A 19,744-nucleotide genomic window follows, 5' to 3' on the forward strand; every position below is an offset into this window, starting at 1 on the left:
AAAGGGGCGGAGAGCGATGCTTCTGGTGATCGATGCGGGCAATACCAATATCGTATTCGCCGTGCATGACGGGTTGGAATGGCGCGGCACCTGGCGGCTGGCGACCTCGGCGCAGCGTACCTCCGACGAATACGGCGTTTGGCTGCAAGCTTTGCTCATCCGCATTGGCGTTAAGCCGGAGAAGATCGACCGTGCAGTGATCGGCACCGTGGTGCCGGCGGCGCTGTATCATTTGCGCCGCCTCTGCCGCGAATGGTTCAACGTGGAGCCGCTGATCGCCCGCGCCCCGCTGAACTGGGGCTTCCAGATCAAGACCGACAACCCCGAGGGCGTGGGCGCCGACCGTCTGCTCAACGCTCTGGCGGCGCATCATTACTATCGCGGCCCGCTGGTGGTGGTCGATTTCGGCACCGCCACGACCTTCGATGTGGTGGACAAGGACGGCGCCTATCTCGGTGGCGCCATCTCGCCCGGCATCAACCTCTCCATCGAGGCGCTGCACCAAGCGGCGGCGCGGCTGCCGCGCATCGGCATTGGCAGGCCCCACTCCGTCATCGGGCGCGATACCGTGCCCGCCATGCAATCGGGCATCTATTGGGGCTATATCGGGCTGGTCGAGGGGCTGCTCTCGCGCATCGAGGTTGAGTATGGAGAGACGCTGAAGGCCATCGCCACGGGTGGGCTGGCACCACTCTTTGCCGAGGGGACGAGCCGTTTCATGGCTATCGCCCCGGACCTCACGCTCGACGGGCTGCGCCTGCTCTCGGAACGCAACCCAGCCCCGGCTTTGCCGCGAGACCGCGCAAGGTTTATGGACCACGACTGACAGACGAAAACCAGGAGTTGAGCATCTGATGGCAAAATCCGCCCGCAAACCCCAGCCACCTAGCGGGGGTGACGCGGAAGGCGCTTTCATTTTCGTGCCACTTGGCGGCACGGGTGAAATCGGCATGAATTTCAACCTCTATGGCTGCGACGGCGCTTGGCTGGCGGTGGATTGCGGCATGGGGTTCACCGGGCCGGAAACGCCCGAGGCCGAGATCCTGTTGCCCGACCCCGCCTTTATCGCGGAACAGCGTGACGCGCTGCTTGGCCTTGTGGTGACGCACGCGCATGAAGACCATATCGGCGGCATCGCCCGGCTGTGGCCGCAGCTGCGCTGCCCGGTCTATGCCACGCCGTTCGCCGCCGCCGTGCTCAAGCGCAAGCTGGCCGAGGCCGGTATCGGCCGCGAGGTGAAGCTCAACATCGTGCCCTGCGGCGGGTCGTTCCAGCGCGGCCCGTTCTCGCTGCGCTATTATGGCTTCACCCATTCCACACCCGAGGCGCAGGCCCTGGCCATCACCACGTCCTACGGCACGGTGCTGCACACGGGCGACTGGAAGCTCGACCCCAACCCGGTGGTTGGCCCGGCCACCGACGAAGCCGCGCTGCGCGCCCTGGGCGATGCCGGCGTGCTGGCCATGGTCTCCGACTCCACCAATGCCACGGTGGAGGGGCATTCCGGCTCAGAGCAGGATGTGAAGACCAGCTTGGAAGCGCTGATCATGGACCTGCCCGGGCGGGTGGCCGTGACCTGCTTCGCCAGCAATATTGCGCGGCTTTCCAGCATCATCGCGGCCGGCGAGGCGGCGGGGCGGCATATCGCGCTGGTTGGACGCAGCTTGCACACTTATCTCGCCGCGGCGCAGGAGGCGGGCTACCTACAGGACCTGCCAGATTTCGTGCCGGAGGAGGAGATCGGCTCCATCCCCGACGAGAACCTGCTGCTGCTGGTCACCGGCAGCCAGGGCGAGCCGCGCTCGGCGCTCTCGCGAATTGCGCACGATGCGCACCGCTATGCCGTACTGGGCGAAGGCGATACGGTGATTTTTTCCTCCCGCGTCATCCCTGGCAATGAGCTGGCGGTGCGCAAGGTACGCGATGCCCTGACCCGGCGTGGGGCGAACATCATCACCGATGACGACGAGTTTACCCATGTCTCCGGCCATCCGGCGCAGGAGGAGCTGAAGCGCCTCTACGCGCTGATCCGCCCAAAATACATCATCCCCACCCATGGCGAGTGGCGGCATCTCTCCACCCAGGCGGGGCTGGCCCAGCATGAGGGTATTCCCTCCGTGCTGGTGGAGAATGGCGACGTGCTGCAATTCGCCCCCGGTGCGCCGCGGATTGTGGATTCCGTACCCACCGGGCGGCTGGTGGTGGATGGCGACCGCATTCTGCCGCTGAAGGGCAGCGTGCTGGCCGCGCGCCGTCGCATGTTGTTCAACGGCGTGGTCATGGGCAGCTTCGCGGTGGACGGGCGTGGGCGCGTCGTCGGCACGCCGCGCATCTCCGGCCCGGGCCTGCTGGATGAGGCTGATGGCAAGACCCGTTTGGCCTATGAGGCGGAGTTCCTGGAGGAGCTGAACGACCTGCCAAAGGGGCTGCGCAACGACGATGCCGCCTTTACCGACGCCGCCCGTGCCTCCCTGCGCCGGATCACCGGCAAGCGCCTGGGCAAGCGTCCTCTGGTGGAGGTGCATATTCTTCGTCTGGACAATATCTGAGCAAAAAATGGAAAGCGAACGTCACGCGGCACAAAAAACATGCGAATTTTGCCTGAAAGGTTAAAATTTATACTAAATTCCTTGGCTTTTTGCTGGACGCTGAGGTTTTGTGCAGTGCATTATGTGTCTCAGGGATGAGGTTCGGTTCTTCATCCTGCCGTGTGACTGGCGTTTCCTCCCTGAACTTGGCCCGCCGCCCTCTTAGGGCTGGCGGGCTTCTTTCTATTTGGTTAGGACGATCCCGCCGATGACCGCGAAGCAGGAAATTACCGATCTGACGATCTGCCGCGCCGTCTTCGCGGGGTGGGTGTTCGTCTATCACATAGACCTGTACCTCAATTTTTCCGCCTGGCTCGGCCCGTTCGCGGACATCATCCGCCGTGGTTATCTCGGGGTGGATGGCTTCTTCATTCTCTCGGGCCTGATCCTGGCGCGGGTGCACCCGGACCTCGCCAATCAGGACAAGGACACGCGTACCCCGCAGTTCAAGCCGCCCGCCCGCGCCGCCGTGCTCGCCTTCTGGGGCAAGCGTTTTGCCCGGCTGTATCCGGTGCATCTCGCCACCATCGCCATACTGGGCGGGCTGGTGCTCTCCGGCATGGCGCTGGGCTGGGCGCCGCGCGATCCTTCGCGGTTTGGCTTGTCCTCGCTGGCGCAGAACCTGTTGCTGGTGCAGGGCTGGGGTGGGACGGTGCAAGGGGCGTGGAATTACCCGAGCTGGTCGATCAGCACGGAATGGGCGGGATATCTTCTATTCCCGCTGCTCTGGCTCGCGCTGACCTATTGCCCCGCCATCGTGGCGGTACAGGTGGCGGTGATCGGCTTTACCGTGATGGGCACGGTGTTCATCATGAACGATTACAGCCTTAACCTCACCTACGCCTGGGGGCTGTTCCGGTTCATCCCCGAGTTCGTCACGGGCGTGGCCTCGGCGCGGTTTGTTTATCTCTGCGCCGATGAAGCCTGGATGCGGCGGCTCTGCCTGTATGGTGGCGGCGCCTTCACCCTGGGCGGCGCGGCGATGGGCGTGGACCTGATCACCGTGGTGGGGCTGTGGGCGGTACTGTTCGCCTTTCTTATGCAAGCCGATACCGGCTGGCCGCCGATGCTGGGCAACCGCCCGGCGCTGCGCTGGCTGGGGCTGATTTCCTACTCCTTTTACATGAGTTTCTCGATCCCCGAGCTGGTGCTCTGCCAGTTCTTCCGCCGCGCCGGGTGGACGCCCGCTGATCACGCCGCGCTTTTCGCCTCTGGCATGGTGGTTGGCACTTTTGTCCTGGCGATTCTGCTTTATACCGCCGTGGAAACCCCCTGCCGCCGCGCCGCCGACAAGTGGCTGGCGGCCAGGGCCTCCGATACCGAGCCTGTCACTCTCAAACTGAACGCCTGAAGGTCCGCAATGCGCCTCTCCCGCAGCCTGATTCCCACCCTCAAGGAAACCCCCGCAGAGGCGCAGATCGCCTCGCACCGCCTGATGCTGCGCGCGGGCATGATCCGGCAGATGGCCTCGGGCATCTACGCTTGGCTGCCCACCGGCTATAAGGTGCTGAACAAGATCGCGCAGATCGTGCGCGAGGAGCAGGACCGCGCGGGCGCGCAGGAAGTGCTGATGCCGACGATCCAGAGCGCCGATCTCTGGCGCGAATCCGGTCGCTACGACGCCTATGGCAAGGAGATGCTGCGCATCACCGACCGCCACGACCGCGAGCTGCTCTACGGCCCGACCAACGAGGAGATGATCACCGCCATCGTGCGGGACAACATCAAGAGCTACCGCGACCTGCCGCAATGGCCCTACCACATCCAGTGGAAGTTCCGCGATGAGGTGCGCCCCCGCTTCGGCGTGCTGCGCGGCCGCGAGTTCCTGATGAAGGACGCCTATTCCTTCGATTTGGACTACGAGGGCGCGGTGCGTGCCTACCGCACCATGATGCTCGCCTATATGCGCACCTTCCAGCGCATCGGCATCACCGCCATCCCCATGCGCGCCGATACCGGGCAGATCGGTGGCGATCTCTCCCATGAATTCCACATCTTGGCCCCTACCGGCGAGTCCGGCGTGTTCTACGACGCCGCCTTCGAGACGGGCGACGCCATGGACGCCACCGACGTCGATGCCTTCTATGAGCGGATGACGACGATCTACGCCGCCACCGACGAGAAGCACGACACCGCCGTGTGGGATACCATCCCCGCCGAGCGCCGCCGCGAGGGGCGTGGCATTGAGGTCGGGCAGATCTTCTATTTCGGCACCAAATACTCCCAGGCGATGGATTTCGCCGTCACCGGGCCGGACGGGCAGAAATTCTACCCCGAGATGGGCTCCTACGGCATCGGCATCTCCCGCTTGGTCGGCGCGATCATCGAGGCGCGGCACGACGAGGCGGGCATCATCTGGCCCGACGCCATCGCCCCCTTCAAGGCCGCCATCCTCAATCTGCGCCAGGGTGATGCGACCACCGACGCGCTCTGCGAGAAGCTCTACGCCGCCCTGGGCGCGGACGCGCTGTATGACGACCGCGAGGAGCGCGCCGGGCAGAAATTCGCCGAGGCCGATCTGATGGGCCATCCGTGGCAGATGATCGTCGGCCCGCGCGGGGCTGCCGCCGGGATCGTGGAGCTGAAGCGCCGCGCCACGGGCGAGCGTTTCGAGCTGCCGGTTGAAGAGGCGCTCGCCAAGGTGCGCGGCTAGTGTTCAACGCGTTCGAGCGCAAGATCGCGGCGCGCTACCTGCGCGCCCGGCGTGGGGAGCGGTTCGTCTCCATCATCGCCATCTTCTCGCTCATCGGCATTGCGCTGGGTGTGGCCACGCTGATCATCGTGATGAGCGTGATGAACGGCTTCCGCCAGGAGCTGCTCTCGCAGATCCTGGGCCTGAACGGCGATATTGGCGTGTATGGCGCCGGTGCCCCGCTCACCGAGTACGACGCCATGGCCGGGACGATCCGCGGCATCAAGGGTGTCACCGGCGCGTTCCCCATCGTGCAGGGCGAGGTGCTGCTCTCCGGCCCGCAGGGCGGGGCGGCGGGCGGTATCGCCCGCGGCATCACGCCCGATGGGCTGAAGCAGCTTCCGACCGTCTCGAAGCATGTCGTCGCCGGCAGCCTCGACGACCTGACCGGCAGCGACACCATCGCCATCGGCGGCAGCCTCGCCAGCCAGTTCGGGCTGTCGGTCGGTTCGCAGATCACGCTGATCCTGCCTCAGGGCAAGGCCACGGTCATCGGCACCATCCCCTCCATCCAGTCTTTCCGGGTGGTGGCGATCTTCCAGACCGGGATGCAGCAATACGATTCGAGCTTTGTGTTCCTGCCTCTGGGGGCTGCGCAGACGCTGTTCCAGCAGCCCAACACGGCCACGCAGATTCAGGTCTTCGTCACCGACCCGGACCATGACGACGCCATCAAGCAGGCCATCGCGGCGGCGTTCCCAACGCAGACGCTTAACGTGCAGGACTGGCGGCAGAACAACGACTCCTTCCTCGCCGCCGTGACGGTGGAGGGGAATGTGATGTTCCTGATCCTGACGCTGATCATCCTGGTCGCGGCGTTCAACGTCATCTCGTCCTTGATCATGATGGTGAAGGACAAGGCGCGGGACATCGCCATTCTGCGCACCATGGGGGCCAGCTCGGGTGCTGTGATGCGCATCTTCCTGATGTGCGGCGCCTCGGTCGGCGTGCTTGGTACGCTCATCGGTTTTGGGCTGGGCGTCACCTTCTGCGCCTATATCGACCAGATCCGCCAGTTCGTGCAGCGCCTGCTGGGGGTGAAGCTGTTCGATCCGACGATCTATTACCTGGAAGCCCTGCCGGCGAAGCTGGACTGGCACCAGGTGACCGAGGTGCTGGTCATGTCCCTGCTGCTCTCATTGCTCGCCACCATCTACCCGAGCTGGCGGGCCTCGCATATCGACCCGGTGGAGACGCTGCGCAGTGAGTAATGTTCTGCTCCGGCTGGAAGCCATCCAGCGCACCTACAAGACCGACAGCGAGGCGCTCACCGTGCTCGACGGCGCGGAACTCTCCGTGAACCGGGGCGAGATCGTCGCCCTGGTCGCGCCCTCGGGTTCGGGTAAATCCACCCTGCTGCACCTCGCCGGGCTGCTGGAAAAACCCGATGGCGGGCGGGTGCTCATCGATGGCGTGGATGCCGGGGCGCTGTCCGACGACGCGCGCACCGCCATCCGCCTGCGTAAGGTCGGTTTCGTCTATCAGTTTCACCACCTGCTGGCGGAATTCACGGCTTTGGAGAACATCTCCATCCCGCAGATGATCGCCGGCGTGCCGGAGGCGGCGGCCAATAAGCGCTCCATGGAGCTGCTGGAGAAATTTGGCTTGGCAGCCCGTGCCGCGCATCCGCCGGGCAAGCTTTCGGGCGGCGAGAAGCAGCGCGTGGCCATCGCCCGTGCGCTGGCCAACAGCCCCGCGCTGCTGCTGGCCGACGAGCCGACGGGCAATCTCGATGTCGCCACCGCCAATATCGTGTTCGAGGAACTGCTGCATGTGGTGCGGTCGGAGAATGTGGCGGCGCTGATCGCCACGCATAACCCGGATCTGGCCGCGCGCATGGACCGGCAGGTAACGCTGCGCGACGGCGGGCTGGTTTAAGCCTCGACGAACTTATCCGGCACGTCGAACCCCGCGCGGCGCAGGGCGATGGCGGCACCAGGGTGGAAGGTGATGCCCACATCGGTGACGCTGCTCACCGGGCAGGGATGCGGCGCCGTGCCGATGGCGGCGGCGAGTTGCCCCACATGGTCCAGCGCGGCCTGGGTGACGGCCTGCGCCAGATCCTTCGACAGGCTGGCGGCGCCGATGGCGATATTCACCGTACCCACGCTGCCAACGCCCACACGCTGGCCGGGGAACAGCCCCGCTTTCAGCACCATAGGGCTCATGCCGGGCAGTACGCGGGCCACCTGCTCGGCCTCGGGGGCGGAAAAGCCGATGAGCGAGAGATTATGCGTCATCGCCGCCCGGGCGATGGCGGGCAAGGGCGGTGCGCCGATGAAGGCACAGGCCGCAAGTTGCCCGGCAAGCATGTCATGGAGCTGCCTGATATAGCCTCCTGTCACCATGGCCTTGGGCTGCACGCCGACACTGCCGAGGATCTGCGCCACGCTGTTGGCGGCACTGCTGCCTTCGGGGCCGATGCCGATCGCCTGTCCGGCCAGGGCGTCGAGTGAGGTGATGCCCGTATTGGCCGGGGAGACGATCTGCAGCACAGAGGGGAACATGGGGAACAGCGCGCGGAAGGCGCGGAACTTCACCCCTGCGGTCCAGCTTCCGGTGCCCGAGCGCGCCTGGTTGGCGATGGCCACCGTCGTCAGCCCCAACTCGGCCGTACCTTCCTCGATCAGCAAAATATTCGCGGAGGACCCGCCCGTAACACGGTAGGCGATGCTGACGCCCGCTTGTGCGGCGGCAAACTGGCCCCAGGCCGGGCCGTAAACAGCATAGTCGCCCCCCGGCGCACCGGTACCCATCAAGAGCGCGGGGGTATCGGCAAAGGCTGGCATCGCCGGCAGCGCGAGGCCGAGGCGCAACAGATTCCGGCGGCACAGGCTCACAATTTTTCTCCGACCTGGAGGCGGCAGATCAGCGCCTCCGTGTGGGTCATGTCAAGGCGCGGCACCGCTCCACAGCGGCGATGAGCGCGAGGCGCACGCCAGTCTCCAGCGCGGAATGCCCGGCATCGGGCACGATGGTGAGACGCGATCCGGCCCAGCTCGCCGCCAGCTCGAAGGCCGATTGCGCCGGGCAGATCATGTCGTAGCGACCCTGGATGATCTCGGCCGGGATGTCCTGGAGCCGGTGCATATGCGCGAGCAGCCCGCCCTCGGGCAGGAACAACCCGTGCTGGAAATAATGTGCCTCGATGCGTGCCAGCCCGATGGCGGAACGATCCTGCGCATAGGCGGCCACAGCGTCGAAGCTCGGCAGCAGCGTGGAGCAGGAGCCTTCATACATGCTCCAGGCCTGAGCCGCCGGGCTGTGTATCGCCGGGTCCGGGTCGGTCAGGCGCTTGAAGTAACCGGCCAGGAGGTCGTGGCGCTCATCCTCGGGCAGGAAGCTGGCGAAGGCGGCATGGGCGTCGGGGAAGACGCGTTGCAGCCCGTAGAGGAACCACTCCACCTCGGGGGCACGGCCCAGGAAGATACCGCGCAGCACCGCGCCCAGCACGCGCTCGGGGTGGGCCTGGGCGTAAGCCAGCGCCAGTGTGGAGCCCCAGGAACCGCCGAAGAGCAGCCAGCGGTCGATGGCCAGGAATTGGCGCAGCAGCTCGATATCGGCAACGAGATCTGGCGTGGTGTTGGCGGTGAGCCCGGCAAGGGGGCGGGAGCGCCCGGCACCGCGCTGGTCGAAGATGATAATGCGCCAGAAGCGCGGGTCGAAGAAGCGCCGATGCACCGCCCCGGCCCCGGCCCCCGGCCCGCCATGCAGGAACAGCGCCGGTTTGCCCTGCGGGTTGCCGGATTGCTCCCAATACATGGTGTGGCCGTTATCCAGCGAGAGATAGCCGGTCTCGAACGGGACGATATCCGGGAACAAATCGCCGCGCGGCATGGCTCAGGCCGTTACGGCTTCGCGCAGCGTGGCGGCGGTGCGCAGGGCTTGGTCGTCGGTCAGGTCCGGGTGGATGGGCAGGGCCAGGATGCGCCCGCCCAGGCTCTCGGCCACGGGCAGAGCAGCGCCGTCATGGCAGGCGGCATAGGCGGGCTGCTGGTGCAAAGCGCGCGGGTAGTACACGGCGTTGCCGACATTGGCGGCCTGCAACGCGGCGCGGGCGGCCTCGCGCTGTGCGGTGTCGCGCAGCAGCACGGAGTACACGGCCCAGGCGCTTTGGGCACCCGGCACGCGGGCGGGGGTTTCCACCACGCCGGCGAGTTCGGCATCGTAGATGCGAGAGATTTCCTCGCGCCGGGCGATTTCGCCCTCGAACACCTCCAGCTTGGCCAGCAGCACGGCGGCCTGCATGGTGTCCAACCGCCCGTTCATGCCGATGCGCAGCACTTCGTAGCGTGTTGTGCCCTCGCCATGGGTGCGCAGCGAGCGGTAGAGTGCCGCGCGCTCGTCGGATTCGGTGAACAGCGCGCCGCCATCGCCATAGGCGCCGAGCGGCTTGGAGGGGAAGAAGCTGGTGGCCGTGGCGTCCGCCGCCTTGCCGAGCCGGTCGCCATCCTGCGCCGCGCCGAAGCTCTGGGCGCAGTCATCCAGGGTGAACAGCTCTTCCTCGGCGGCAATGGCGCGGATACCGGCCCAATCAGCGGGCTGGCCGAACAGATCCACGCCGATAATGGCGCGGGGCTTCAGCTTTCCGGCCTGCTTCACCTGGGCGATGCGCGTGCGCAGGCTGGCGAGGTCGATCTGGAAGGTACGGGGATCGACATCCACGAAGACCGGGGTGGCGCCGAGTAGCAGCGGCACCTCGGCGGTGGCGGTGTAGGTGAAGGCGGGGAGGAATACGGCATTACCCCGGCCGATGCCCTCGGCCATCAGGGCGATTTGCAGGGCATCTGTGCCGGAACTCACGGTCACGCAATGCTTGGCGCCGCAGAAGGCGGCGAGTTTGCCCTCCAGCTCGGTTACCTCCGGTCCCAGGATGAACTGGCCATGAGCCAGCACCTTATCCAGCCTCTGGCGTAGTCCTGGGCCGAGCCGGGCCTGCTGGGCCTTGAGGTCGAGGAAGGGAATCGGCGGAAGGGTCACGGCGTCCATGGCTCCCGTGTTACTCCGCGGCGGCGGAAACGGCGAGACCGGCGGGCGGTAAAAATTCCGGTACCAGCGCCTCGACCACCGCCATGGCGCGGGCATCGTCCGGGGCGGCGGCAAGCTCGTCCATCGCGGCGCTCATCGCCCTCAGCTCCGCCGTGCGCGGGGTGACCATGAGCAGCCCCTCATGCCCGCTGGGGACCGGCTGCTCATGGCCGTGGAACAGCTCCTCGAATAGTTTCTCGCCCGGGCGCATGCCGGTGAAGGCGATCTTGATATCCTCGTCCGGCCGCAGACCGGCCAGGCGGATCATGTTGCGGGCGAGGTCCACGATGCGCACGGGCTCGCCCATGTCGAGCATGAAAATGCCGCCATCGGGGATGGCCTCGGCGCCGCTGCCCGAGACGGACGCCTGCAACACCAGCCCCACGGCTTCGCGCACGGTCATGAAATAGCGGTGCATATCGGGGTGGGTGACGGTGAGCGGCCCACCCTGGGCGAGCTGGTGGCGGAACAGTGGCACCACGGAGCCGGTGGAGCCCAGCACATTGCCGAAGCGCACGGTCACGCAGCGCATCCCCGCCCCGGCATGGCGGGCGGCGACGTCCAGCGCCTGGGCGTACATCTCGGCCAGGCGCTTGGAGGCACCCATCACCGAGCTGGGATTCACCGCCTTGTCGGTGGAGATCAGCACCATCAGCCCGGTGCCGCTGGCCGAAGCCGCATCGGCCACGATGCGCGTGCCGAGCGCGTTGGTGCGCAGGCCTTCCAGCTTGTTGGCCTCCACCATCGGCACGTGCTTCAGCGCGGCGGCGTGGAACACCAGGGCCGGGCGGAACTCCCGCATAACGGCGCGGATGCGGGGCTCGTCTCGTATATCGGCGATGACGATGCGGCGCGGAAGCGCAGGGTGCAGCTCGGAGAGTTCCAGCTCGATGCGCCAGAGGGCGAATTCGTTGTTGTCCAGCAGCAGCAGCTCGGCGGGGGAAAGGGCGGCGAGCTGGCGCACCAGCTCCGCGCCGATGCTCCCGCCCGCCCCGGTCACCAGCACGCGCTGCCCGGTGATCAGCTTGGTCATGCCCGCGCGGTCGAGGCGCACCGGCTGGCGGTTGAGCAGGTCCTCCAGCGCGATGGGGCGGAGTTCCGACTGCTGCTCAGCAGGGGCCAGATGTGTGAGGCAAGGGGCGCGCATTACCCGCGTGCCATGCCGCGCCGCCGCCGCCAGCAGAGCTTGCAACCGCGTGCCACCCAGATCCGGCGTGGTGATGATCAGCAGATCCGGCTTTTGCCGTGCCAACGCGGCGGCGGCATTGTCAGCCGCGCCAACAATGTCCAGCCCATGCAGGCGCTGCCCCACATGCTTGGACGAGAGGGCGAGCAGTCCGGCCACGCAATAGGGCTTGGCCGGGTTCTGCGCATGCGCGGCGAGAAACAGCTCGGCTGTTTCCGGGGTGCCGACAAGAATAGCCTGCTGCGTGGTGGCGTTATGCCCGGCGCTGGGTTCGCGCAGCAGACGGTAGCAGAATTTGGGGGCGGTGAGGCAGGCGGCCAGCACCAGCGCCAATATGGCGGGAAAGGCGGGCGAGGGCAGGGGCAGCCCGGCGCCGGTCATCAGCAGTGCCAGCATCAGCGCGGTGACGATGCCGGCGGCGGCGAGCATCGCGAGATCGCGGAAGGAGACGAAGCGCCAGCGCAGGCGCCAGAGGCCGAAGGGGATGCCGATCAGCCAGATCGCCCACGCCCCGGCGAGCGGAAAGAAATGCGGCCAAGCCCAAGGGGCTTGCGGGTTGGCCAGCCAGAAGCTGGCGGTGACGGCAAGCGCCGCCAGCCCCCCGTCGAGCGCGATATTCACCGCCATGCGGCCGGGCAGAGGTGAACGGGGCCAGCTCATGTTAAGGTTTATAGCGTCCGGGCCATGGCGAAATCCACAAGCCCGTTACGTTAAAAGATTAAACGAGAGAAAACATTCCCTCGACCTCGACCGCCGCATCCAGCGGCAGGGAGGGCACGCCGATGGTGGAGCGCGCATGCCGCCCGGCATCGCCGAACACGGCCACGGCGAGGTCGGAAGCACCGTTCATCACCACCGCATGCTGGATGAAATCCGGCGTGGCGGCGATGAACCCGCCCAGGCGCACCACCTTTTTGATGCTGGCGAGGCCACCCGGCAGGGCGGCATTGAGCTGGGCGAGCACGTTGATGAGGCAAAGCCGCGCGGCGTGCTGGCCTTCTTCCAGGGACACGCCAGCCCCGAGCTTGCCGGTGACGGCGACCTTGCCGTCCACCGCCGGAAGCTGGCCACTGACGACGACCAGATCCCCCGTGATGCTCACGGGTACATAGGTGGCCACGGGCGGCATCGGGGTGGGCAGGGTGATGCCGAGATCGGCCAGGCGTTGCAGTGCGGTCATGTTAGCTCACCAGTTTGAGGGCCTTGCGCCGTTCGCGCGGCGCGGGGTCGGGCAGGTCGAGCGGCAGCAGCGGCGCGCGCTCGGCGGCACCTTCGCCCACAGTGTCGGCGGATTCAAGGGTGGCCGGAGCGAGGTTGGTACGCCCGAGATAATTCACCGCCAGATTACGGAACACATAGTCCAGCATCGAGGTGGCGGCGGTCACGGCCGGGTCGCCCTCGACCACGCCGGCCGGCCCGAAGCGGGTGAAGGTGAAAGCCTCGACATAATCCTCCAGCCCCACGCCATGCTGCAGGCCGATGCTCACCGCGATGGCGAAGGCGTCCATCAACCCGCGGAAGGCCGAACCCTCCTTATGCAGGGCAACGAAGATCTCTCCGATCCGGCCATTCTCATACTCGCCGGTGGAGAGGAACAGCTTATGCCCACCGACGCTGACCTTCTGCGTGTAGCCGCTGCGGCGCGAGGGCAAGGGCTGGCGTGTGCTGGGCTGGCGCGCCTGCATGGGCTGCGCGGGGCGGGCGGGCATGGAGGCAACCAGCGGAGCCAGGGCGTCATGCATGGCCAGATGCGCGCCCGCGCGCGGGGCGGGGAACAGGGTTTCGCCGGAGAGTTGGCGGGCCAGGGCGGTGGCCGGATTCAGCCCGCGCGCCGCGAGGCTCTCCTGCGCCCACAGGGTTAGCTGGCCCTCTTCGTTCACCGGCGAGAGGGCCGGGGCGAAGTTGCAGACTTCCGCGCCGAGCAGAGCTTCCACCGCCGGTTCGGCGGCAAAGCCCAGCAGCGCCTCATGGCGCGTGGTGCCAGCCTTGGCCGCGTCTTCCAGGGCGGCCTGGGCGGCGGCTGGCAGCCCAGGTACAGCGGTATGTTCGGGCAGGGTGGGCGCCATGAAGGCGTAGCCCAAAGTAGGGCTCTGGGGGCGCAGGGCGGCGGAGGCGATATGCGCATGCGCGCCGATGAAGGCGGTGAGTGCCACCGCCGTGTCGCGTGCCGCCTGGCTACCGTAATCCAGCCCGAGGCGGGTGAGGAGCAAGTTGAGATCGGTGAAGCCGATGGCCAGACGATGCGCGCCGGGGGCCGCCAGAGTGAGCGCCGTCACGGCAAGGCGCGTATCGGCGGCCAGGGTGCCGAGGTCGAGCGCGCCCTCGGCGAGATAGGCGGCAATATTAAAGGTAAAGCCGGGGGCGGTGCTGGGGCGGTTGCGCCAGATATCGGCGCTGGGCGCACCGCGCCGCATTGCCAGCAGGGCGTGCAGCTCGTCGCCGATCGTCTCGGAGAGGCCCGCCGCAATGGCGCGCGCCGCAACCGGGGCGATCCAGCCCCGCGCGGCCTCGGCGATGTCGATGCGCCGCGCCTCGGGCAAGATGGCCGCCAGCGCGTCCGCCGCCGCCTGGCCCCAGGAGGCCGGCAGCTTCACGCTCACTTGCGGGGAGTCAGGGTCAGCGGCCGCCGCGAACGCGGCCTGCTTGATGCCATGCCAGGGTTTTTCCGCTTTGATCTGTGCCATGACCCGACATTATGCCGAGCCGGGCCTCAGTTAAAGTGCATATTGTGGTCAAAAACGGCGCTCACCACAAAATCCTGTGGATAGCTTTTCCCGCGTTTGCTGCAATGGTCCAAATGCGCCGACGCAATGGACCAAGCGCGCGGCATCTCCTATACGGGGAATCATGAGCACATCCAGCGCCGACGCTTCCGTCACCAAAGGTCGTTCCCTCGGTCTGTGCGGATTGTTCCGCAATCCGGGGTTGTATCTCCTCACGCTGTTCCGCGGCAAGTTCGTCGGGCGGGATGCGCAGGGCAACCAGTATTTCGAGCGTCCGTGGACGCGCGGGCGCACTCGCCGCTGGGTGGTGTATGCCGGTTCGGCCGATGCCTCGAAGGTACCGCCCGAGTGGCATGCCTGGCTGCATCATCTCACCGATGCACCGCTCTCCACCCCGGCCCGCTCCTGGCAGCGCCCGCACCGCGCGAACCCGACTGGCACCCCGGCAAGCTACCGTCCGCCCGGACACGAGTACCAGGGCGGCAAGCGCGCCAAGGTCTCTGCCGACTATGAAGCCTGGGCGCCGGACCAAGCATAAATGAGCCGCAGGCTTCCTGAGCTTCTCACCGGGTTCGCGGTCATCGCGGCCGCGGCCGTGTTTCTCGCCTACGCGCTGCTCAGCACGGGCGAGGTGAGCACGGGCGGTTACGCGCTGACAGCCCGGTTCGGCAGCGTGGGCGGCCTTACCGTGGGGTCGGACGTGAAGATCGGCGGCGTGATTGTCGGCCATGTGGCCAACGAGACGCTCGACCCGGTGACCTACGCCGCCATCGTGCGCCTCAATATCAACAACGGTATCAAGATCCCCGACGACAGCAGCGCCTCCATCACCTCTGACGGGCTGCTCGGCGGCGTTTATGTCGCGGTGTCGCCCGGCGGCTCCAACACCATGCTCGCCCCCGGCTCCGCGTTTCCGGTAACGCAATCCGCCATCAACGTGCAGGACCTGATCGGCAAGTTCATCTTCTCGATGGGCGGTTCCTCCAGCAAATCCCCCGCGCCGCCCTCCGCCACGCCGCAGGCGGCGCCGTAACCGCCATGCGTATTTCCGCCGCGGCTCTGTTGTTGCTTATGGGTCCAGGCGTGGCCTGGGCGCAGAACGATCAGAGCATGATCGTCATCCCGCCCGCCCCGCCGGTTGTCGCCGCGCCGTCCTCCGCCGCGCCCGCGCCGGTGGCGCCTGCCGCGCCCGTGGCATCCCAGACGCTGCCCGCCGTACCACCCGTGCAGTCGCAGACCTTGCCCGCCGTGCCGCCGGTGCCGAGCGCGGCCACAACACCGCCTCCCGCCGCCGTTCCCGCGCAGCCCGGCACGCCTCCCGCACAGGCTGCTAGCACGCAGCCGGCCCCGCCGGATATCGCCCCCATCCCGGCGAATGACTGGACCCCCGGCCATACCGCCACGCTTGGCGTGCTCAACGAGGTCGATGGCAGCACCTCCCAGGTTTCGGTGCCCGTTGGCGGCCAGCCCGCCAAGGCGGGCGACGTGCTGGTGAGCGTGCAGGCCTGCGCCACGCGCCCGCCGCAGGATCTGCCGGACACCGCCGTGTTCCTGACCGTGCAGCCTGCCGATGGCGGTGGCGCCGCCCCGCTTTATCGCGGCTGGATGCTGCGCTCCGCCCCCGGCGCCGCCGTTGTGGGCAACGCGGCTGAGAGCTTCCGGGTCATCAGCTGCAGCTAGGCCGCCCGTTCATGGGTTGTGCCGAAAATACAACAGCTTCATAATGTTGCCGCTGTCCGCCGATGGCCTCTGTTTTACCCCCGCCGTGGCCGCTAAATAGCACTCGGCCCATCTGTCATCACTTGGAGTTTCTCCATGAACCTGCGCCTTGTCCTTGCCGCCGCGACCTGCTTTTCCCTGCCGCTGGCAGTCCATGCGCAGCCGGTCAGCGGCCCGTATATCGGCCTCGAGGCCGGCACCTCGTTCCAGCAGCCGGTAAAGTATAACGAATCCCTGGGCGGGAGCTTCGGCAAAACGCTGTACCGCGAGTCCTACGCGGGCGATGCCTATGCGGGTTACGGCTTCGGCAATGGCTGGCGCGTGCAGCTCGAGGTCGACGATCTGCACTCCACCCTCGCCGAGACGCAGAACAGCGCCTATGGCCATGTCAGTTCCAACGGCACGCGCAGCAGCTTCGGCCCGATGGTCAACGCGCTGTACGATTTCAACGCCAGCCTGCCGGTCTTCCCCTATATCGGCGCGGGCATGGGCTATCAGTGGACGCACCTGTCCTCACGCGATCCCAACTTCGCCTATGGTGGCACCGAGGGCAGCCCGGCCTTCGACGTCATCGTCGGCCTGTCCTATCCGGTGCCCTGGGTGCGCGGGCTCTCCGCCACCGCCGAATACCGCTACATGCAGCTGTTCAGCGACACCACCATGCATGGCACCGTTGACGGCGTTTCAGACAACATCAAGTTCCGCAGCGCCTCCAGCCATAACCTGTTCCTGGGCCTGCGCTACCAGCTGTTCAGCCCGCCGCCACTGGCGCCCGTTCCCGCGGCAGCGGCGGCCCCCGAGGCCGCGCCCGCTCCGGCGCCGGCCAAGACCTATCTTGTGTTTTTCGACTGGAACAAGGCCAGCCTGAACCCGCGCGCGACGCAGATCATCTCCCAAGCGGCGTCCGACTCCAAGACGCAGAACGTCACCACCCTCAACGTCTCCGGCTATACCGACACCTCGGGCACGCCGCAGTACAATCAGGGCCTGTCAGAGCGGCGTGCGAAAGCTGTCGCCGCGCAGCTGGTGCGCGATGGTGTGCCGGCTTCCGAGATCGAGATCCACGCTTACGGCGAGACGCATCTGCTGGTGTCGACCGGTCCGGACGTGCGTGAGCCGCAGAACCGCCGCGTCGAGATCGTTCTCCAGTAACGCTGTTACGCGCAACGAAGAACCCCGGCGGGAAACCGCCGGGGTTTTTTTGTGCCGTGAAGTTCGTAGCAAATATGCAACACATTTGGGGAAAAGTGGCGGAAAACCAAGTGTATCCTGGCGAAAACATCGTTAGGACAGTAGCTTGTTGCAAAACCTTGAGGAGAGTTCTGACATGAAACTTCGTCTCGCGCTTGCCGCCGCCACCTGCATGGCTCTGCCGCTCGCGGCCCATGCCCAGTATGTCACAGGCCCGTATATCGGCCTCGGCGCTGGCACCAGCCTTCTCAACCCGACCAACTACCTGTTCCATCAGACTGGCGAGACCGGAAAGTTCCATTGGCACCCGTCCTATGCTGGTCTGGTTGATGCCGGTTACGGCTTCGGCAACGGCTTCCGTGTTGAGGTCAGCTTCGATTACGACCGCAACACGCTGCATTCGGCCAGTGAGAATGGCAATCACTTCCGTCTGTTCGGTGGTGAGAACAAGTACGGCCCGATGTTGAACGTGTTGTATGATATCAATGTCGGCCTGCCCGTGATCCCGTATGTCGGCGCCGGCGCTGGCTATCAGTGGGTCAAGTTCAACAACGACATTGGCAATGGTGTCACCCGCATCGGCGGCACCGAGGGCAGCTTCGCCTATGACGTGATCGCCGGTCTGTCCTATCCGTTGCCGTGGGTTCCGGGCCTCTCCGCCACCGCCGAATACCGCTTCATGCAGCTGACCCAGAGCCGCAACTACGCTGCTCACGCCATCGAACTCGGCTCGAGCCAGGTGAAGATCGGCGATGAATCCAGCCATACCTTCCTGCTGGGCCTGCGCTACCAGCTGTTCAACGCTCCGGCTCCTGCCCCGGCTCCGGCGCCCGCTCCGGCCCCGATGGCGGCCCCGGCCCCGGCTCCGGCCAAGACCTACTTGGTGTTCTTCGACTGGGACAAGTACAACCTGACCCCGCGCGCGACGCAGATCATCGCCCAGGCAGCGTCCGACTCGAAGACGCAGAACGTCACCACCCTGGACGTTTCCGGCTATACCGATACCTCGGGCACCGCGCAGTACAACCAGGGCCTGTCCGAGCGCCGCGCCAAGGCTGTCGCCGCGCAGCTGGTGCAGGATGGCGTGCCTGCCTCCGAGATCGAGATCCATGCCTATGGCGAGACGCATCTGCTGGTGCCGACCGGCCCGGGCGTGCGTGAGCCGCAGAACCGCCGCGTCGAGATCGTTCTCAAGTAACGCTCCTCAGCGCCCAAAAGAAAACCCCGGCAAAAATGCCGGGGTTTTTTATTGTCCGAAACCGGGAGGGTTATGGGTAAAGGCCGCGCTCCTCGCGGGCGGTGAGGATGCGCCCGCAGGCCACGACGAAGGCACCGGTACGCAGGCTGATCTTGAGGCGCTCCGCCGTATCCCAGATATGCCCGAGCGCGCCGGTGATGATCTTGTCGAGACGCATGTTGATCTCGTCCTCGCTCCAGAAGAACGACGAAAAATCCTGCACCCATTCGAAGTAGGAGACGATCACGCCGCCCGCGTTGCAGATCACGTCCGGCAGCACGGCCACGCCGCGCTGGGCCAGGATGTCGTCGGCCTCGGGTACGGTGGGGCCGTTGGCGGCTTCCAGCACCACCTTAGCGGTTAGGCGCTCGGCGCGGGCGGCGGTGATTTGCCCTTCCAGCGCGGCGGGGATCAGCACGTCCATCTGCACGTTCCAGAAATCCTCCGCGCCGATGACCTCGGCCCCCATGAACCCGGCCACACTGCCGAATTGCTGCACATGGGCGGTCAGCGCCGCCACATCCATCCCGCCCGGATTGTAGATCGTGCCACCATGGTCCTGCACGGCGACGATCTTGGCGCCAGAAGCGGCGAAAAGTTCCGCCGCGGGCGCGCCGACATTGCCGAAGCCCTGGATGGCGATGCGCGCGCCTTCCAGCTTTATCTTCAGGCGGCGCATCGCCTCGCGCCCGGTCACGAACACGCCATGCCCGGTGGCCTTCACGCGGCCCAGCGAGCCGCCGAGGTTGATCGGCTTGCCGGTGACCACGCCGGTCGCTGTGGCGCCGGTGTTCATGGAGTAGGTATCCATCATCCAGGCCATTACCTGGGCGTTGGTGTTCACATCCGGTGCGGGAATGTCCCGATGCGGACCGATGATGATGCCGATCTCACTGGTATAGCGGCGGGTGACACGCTCCAGCTCCTTGAACGACAATTTCTTGGGATCGACTCGGATGCCGCCTTTCGCGCCGCCATAAGGCAGGTTCACGGCGGCGTTCTTCACCGTCATCCAGGCGGAGAGGGCCATCACCTCTTCGAGCGTGACATGGGGGTGGTAGCGCACACCGCCCTTGCCCGGCCCGCGCGAGAGATTGTGCTGCACGCGGTAGCCCTCGAAATGCGCGATCTCGCCGTTATCCAGCTCGATGGGCACGTCGACGATGAGGGCGCGCTTGGGGCGGCGCAGTGTTTCCGCCCAGCGGGCCTGAGCGCCGATATAGGGCAGAACGCGGTCCACCTGCGCCAGATATGTGCCCCACGGGCTGGTGGGCGAGGGGTGGACATAGGACAGGCCAGGAAACGTGGGGGAGGAGGGGGAAATAGGTTGGCCGATATCAGCCATGGCGAATACTCCGTGTACGGTCGTCTTGCTTTGCT

At 66.3% G+C, this 19,744-nt stretch carries 17 protein-coding genes and 1 pseudogene; 11 read left to right on the forward strand and 7 right to left on the reverse strand.

Annotation, left to right across the window (positions count from 1 at the left end):
• The first annotated feature begins 16 nt into the window (after positions 1-16).
• The 6 genes and pseudogenes from HNP71_RS05655 to HNP71_RS05680 form a co-directional block, all read left to right on the forward strand.
• On the forward strand, positions 17-826 hold the full coding sequence (locus HNP71_RS05655; protein WP_183265908.1) for a type III pantothenate kinase: 810 nt from the start codon (positions 17-19) through the stop codon (positions 824-826).
• 124 nt (positions 827-950) lie between these two features.
• Complete coding sequence (locus HNP71_RS05660; protein ID WP_246344102.1) at positions 951-2,549, forward strand: ribonuclease J; 1,599 nt, start codon at positions 951-953, stop codon at positions 2,547-2,549.
• A gap of 247 nt (positions 2,550-2,796) precedes the next feature.
• Positions 2,797-3,939: an acyltransferase family protein gene (locus tag HNP71_RS05665; protein ID WP_183265910.1), complete on the forward strand. Its 1,143-nt coding sequence runs from the start codon at positions 2,797-2,799 to the stop codon at positions 3,937-3,939.
• A 9-nt stretch (positions 3,940-3,948) separates the two neighbouring features.
• Entirely contained in the window at positions 3,949-5,241 is a 1,293-nt protein-coding gene (gene proS, locus HNP71_RS05670) for a proline--tRNA ligase (RefSeq protein WP_183265911.1), read from the forward strand.
• Complete coding sequence (locus tag HNP71_RS05675; RefSeq protein WP_183265912.1) at positions 5,241-6,491, forward strand: lipoprotein-releasing ABC transporter permease subunit; 1,251 nt, start codon at positions 5,241-5,243, stop codon at positions 6,489-6,491. The genes proS and HNP71_RS05675 overlap by 1 nt, the downstream gene beginning before the upstream one ends.
• Before the next feature lie 61 nt (positions 6,492-6,552).
• A pseudogene (locus HNP71_RS05680) lies at positions 6,553-7,014 on the forward strand (ABC transporter ATP-binding protein); the annotation flags it as partial.
• Positions 7,015-7,154: 140 nt separating this feature from the next.
• On the opposite strand, the gene HNP71_RS05685 reads toward HNP71_RS05680, so the two are convergent.
• The 6 genes from HNP71_RS05685 to HNP71_RS05710 are packed head-to-tail and all read right to left on the reverse strand — an operon-like array spanning position 7,155 to position 14,178.
• Positions 7,155-8,120, reverse strand: a complete 966-nt coding sequence (locus tag HNP71_RS05685) for a TAXI family TRAP transporter solute-binding subunit (RefSeq protein ID WP_183265914.1) — start codon at positions 8,118-8,120, stop codon at positions 7,155-7,157.
• A 46-nt stretch (positions 8,121-8,166) separates the two neighbouring features.
• The gene (gene pip, locus HNP71_RS05690; protein ID WP_183265915.1) at positions 8,167-9,117 is read right to left on the reverse strand and encodes a prolyl aminopeptidase; all 951 of its coding nucleotides are present in this window, start codon (positions 9,115-9,117) and stop codon (positions 8,167-8,169) included.
• A 3-nt stretch (positions 9,118-9,120) separates the two neighbouring features.
• Positions 9,121-10,269 carry a DegT/DnrJ/EryC1/StrS family aminotransferase gene (locus HNP71_RS05695; protein WP_183265916.1) on the reverse strand — a complete coding sequence of 383 codons (1,149 nt, stop codon included), beginning with the start codon at positions 10,267-10,269 and terminating at the stop codon, positions 9,121-9,123.
• 10 nt (positions 10,270-10,279) lie between these two features.
• A complete protein-coding gene (locus tag HNP71_RS05700; RefSeq protein WP_183265917.1) occupies positions 10,280-12,154 on the reverse strand; it encodes a polysaccharide biosynthesis protein in 1,875 nt (624 codons plus the stop codon).
• 58 nt (positions 12,155-12,212) lie between these two features.
• Positions 12,213-12,674: a RidA family protein gene (locus tag HNP71_RS05705; RefSeq protein ID WP_183265918.1), complete on the reverse strand. Its 462-nt coding sequence runs from the start codon at positions 12,672-12,674 to the stop codon at positions 12,213-12,215.
• A 1-nt stretch (position 12,675) separates the two neighbouring features.
• Entirely contained in the window at positions 12,676-14,178 is a 1,503-nt protein-coding gene (locus HNP71_RS05710) for a TSCPD domain-containing protein (RefSeq protein WP_183265919.1), read from the reverse strand.
• 163 nt (positions 14,179-14,341) lie between these two features.
• On the opposite strand from HNP71_RS05710, the gene HNP71_RS05715 reads away from it, so the two are divergent.
• The 5 genes from HNP71_RS05715 to HNP71_RS05735 all read left to right on the forward strand — a co-directional run bounded on the left by HNP71_RS05715 (position 14,342) and on the right by HNP71_RS05735 (position 18,325).
• On the forward strand, positions 14,342-14,755 hold the full coding sequence (locus HNP71_RS05715) for an NADH:ubiquinone oxidoreductase subunit NDUFA12 (protein WP_183265920.1): 414 nt from the start codon (positions 14,342-14,344) through the stop codon (positions 14,753-14,755).
• Positions 14,756-15,250 carry an outer membrane lipid asymmetry maintenance protein MlaD gene (gene mlaD, locus HNP71_RS05720; RefSeq protein ID WP_183265921.1) on the forward strand — a complete coding sequence of 165 codons (495 nt, stop codon included), beginning with the start codon at positions 14,756-14,758 and terminating at the stop codon, positions 15,248-15,250. It begins immediately after the preceding gene.
• 5 nt (positions 15,251-15,255) lie between these two features.
• On the forward strand, positions 15,256-15,897 hold the full coding sequence (locus HNP71_RS14315; protein WP_183265922.1) for a DUF2155 domain-containing protein: 642 nt from the start codon (positions 15,256-15,258) through the stop codon (positions 15,895-15,897).
• 135 nt (positions 15,898-16,032) lie between these two features.
• On the forward strand, positions 16,033-17,088 hold the full coding sequence (locus HNP71_RS05730) for an OmpA family protein (RefSeq protein WP_183265923.1): 1,056 nt from the start codon (positions 16,033-16,035) through the stop codon (positions 17,086-17,088).
• A gap of 175 nt (positions 17,089-17,263) precedes the next feature.
• Entirely contained in the window at positions 17,264-18,325 is a 1,062-nt protein-coding gene (locus HNP71_RS05735; RefSeq protein WP_183265924.1) for an OmpA family protein, read from the forward strand.
• A 70-nt stretch (positions 18,326-18,395) separates the two neighbouring features.
• Here HNP71_RS05735 and HNP71_RS05740 read toward each other — a convergent pair whose 3' ends face one another.
• Positions 18,396-19,709 carry a Glu/Leu/Phe/Val family dehydrogenase gene (locus tag HNP71_RS05740; RefSeq protein WP_183265925.1) on the reverse strand — a complete coding sequence of 438 codons (1,314 nt, stop codon included), beginning with the start codon at positions 19,707-19,709 and terminating at the stop codon, positions 18,396-18,398.
• Positions 19,710-19,744 lie beyond the last annotated feature (35 nt).

Source organism: Acidocella aromatica (genome assembly GCF_014201825.1).
Taxonomy (GTDB): domain Bacteria; phylum Pseudomonadota; class Alphaproteobacteria; order Acetobacterales; family Acetobacteraceae; genus Acidocella; species Acidocella aromatica.

Bases quoted from the DNA above. Each gene is read 5' to 3' on its own strand.
- HNP71_RS05705 (WP_183265918.1), bottom strand. From the start codon at position 12,674: ATGACCGCACTGCAACGCCTGGCCGATCTCGGCATCACCCTGCCCACC.
- HNP71_RS05655 (WP_183265908.1), top strand. From the start codon at position 17: ATGCTTCTGGTGATCGATGCGGGCAATACCAATATCGTATTCGCCGTG.
- HNP71_RS05735 (WP_183265924.1), top strand. From the start codon at position 17,264: ATGAAACTTCGTCTCGCGCTTGCCGCCGCCACCTGCATGGCTCTGCCG.
- mlaD (WP_183265921.1), top strand. From the start codon at position 14,756: ATGAGCCGCAGGCTTCCTGAGCTTCTCACCGGGTTCGCGGTCATCGCG.
- HNP71_RS05740 (WP_183265925.1), bottom strand. From the start codon at position 19,709: ATGGCTGATATCGGCCAACCTATTTCCCCCTCCTCCCCCACGTTTCCT.
- HNP71_RS05730 (WP_183265923.1), top strand. From the start codon at position 16,033: ATGAACCTGCGCCTTGTCCTTGCCGCCGCGACCTGCTTTTCCCTGCCG.
- HNP71_RS05660 (WP_246344102.1), top strand. From the start codon at position 951: ATGAATTTCAACCTCTATGGCTGCGACGGCGCTTGGCTGGCGGTGGAT.
- HNP71_RS05700 (WP_183265917.1), bottom strand. From the start codon at position 12,154: ATGAGCTGGCCCCGTTCACCTCTGCCCGGCCGCATGGCGGTGAATATC.
- HNP71_RS05665 (WP_183265910.1), top strand. From the start codon at position 2,797: ATGACCGCGAAGCAGGAAATTACCGATCTGACGATCTGCCGCGCCGTC.
- HNP71_RS05715 (WP_183265920.1), top strand. From the start codon at position 14,342: ATGAGCACATCCAGCGCCGACGCTTCCGTCACCAAAGGTCGTTCCCTC.
- HNP71_RS14315 (WP_183265922.1), top strand. From the start codon at position 15,256: ATGCGTATTTCCGCCGCGGCTCTGTTGTTGCTTATGGGTCCAGGCGTG.
- HNP71_RS05695 (WP_183265916.1), bottom strand. From the start codon at position 10,269: ATGGACGCCGTGACCCTTCCGCCGATTCCCTTCCTCGACCTCAAGGCC.
- pip (WP_183265915.1), bottom strand. From the start codon at position 9,117: ATGCCGCGCGGCGATTTGTTCCCGGATATCGTCCCGTTCGAGACCGGC.
- proS (WP_183265911.1), top strand. From the start codon at position 3,949: ATGCGCCTCTCCCGCAGCCTGATTCCCACCCTCAAGGAAACCCCCGCA.
- HNP71_RS05710 (WP_183265919.1), bottom strand. From the start codon at position 14,178: ATGGCACAGATCAAAGCGGAAAAACCCTGGCATGGCATCAAGCAGGCC.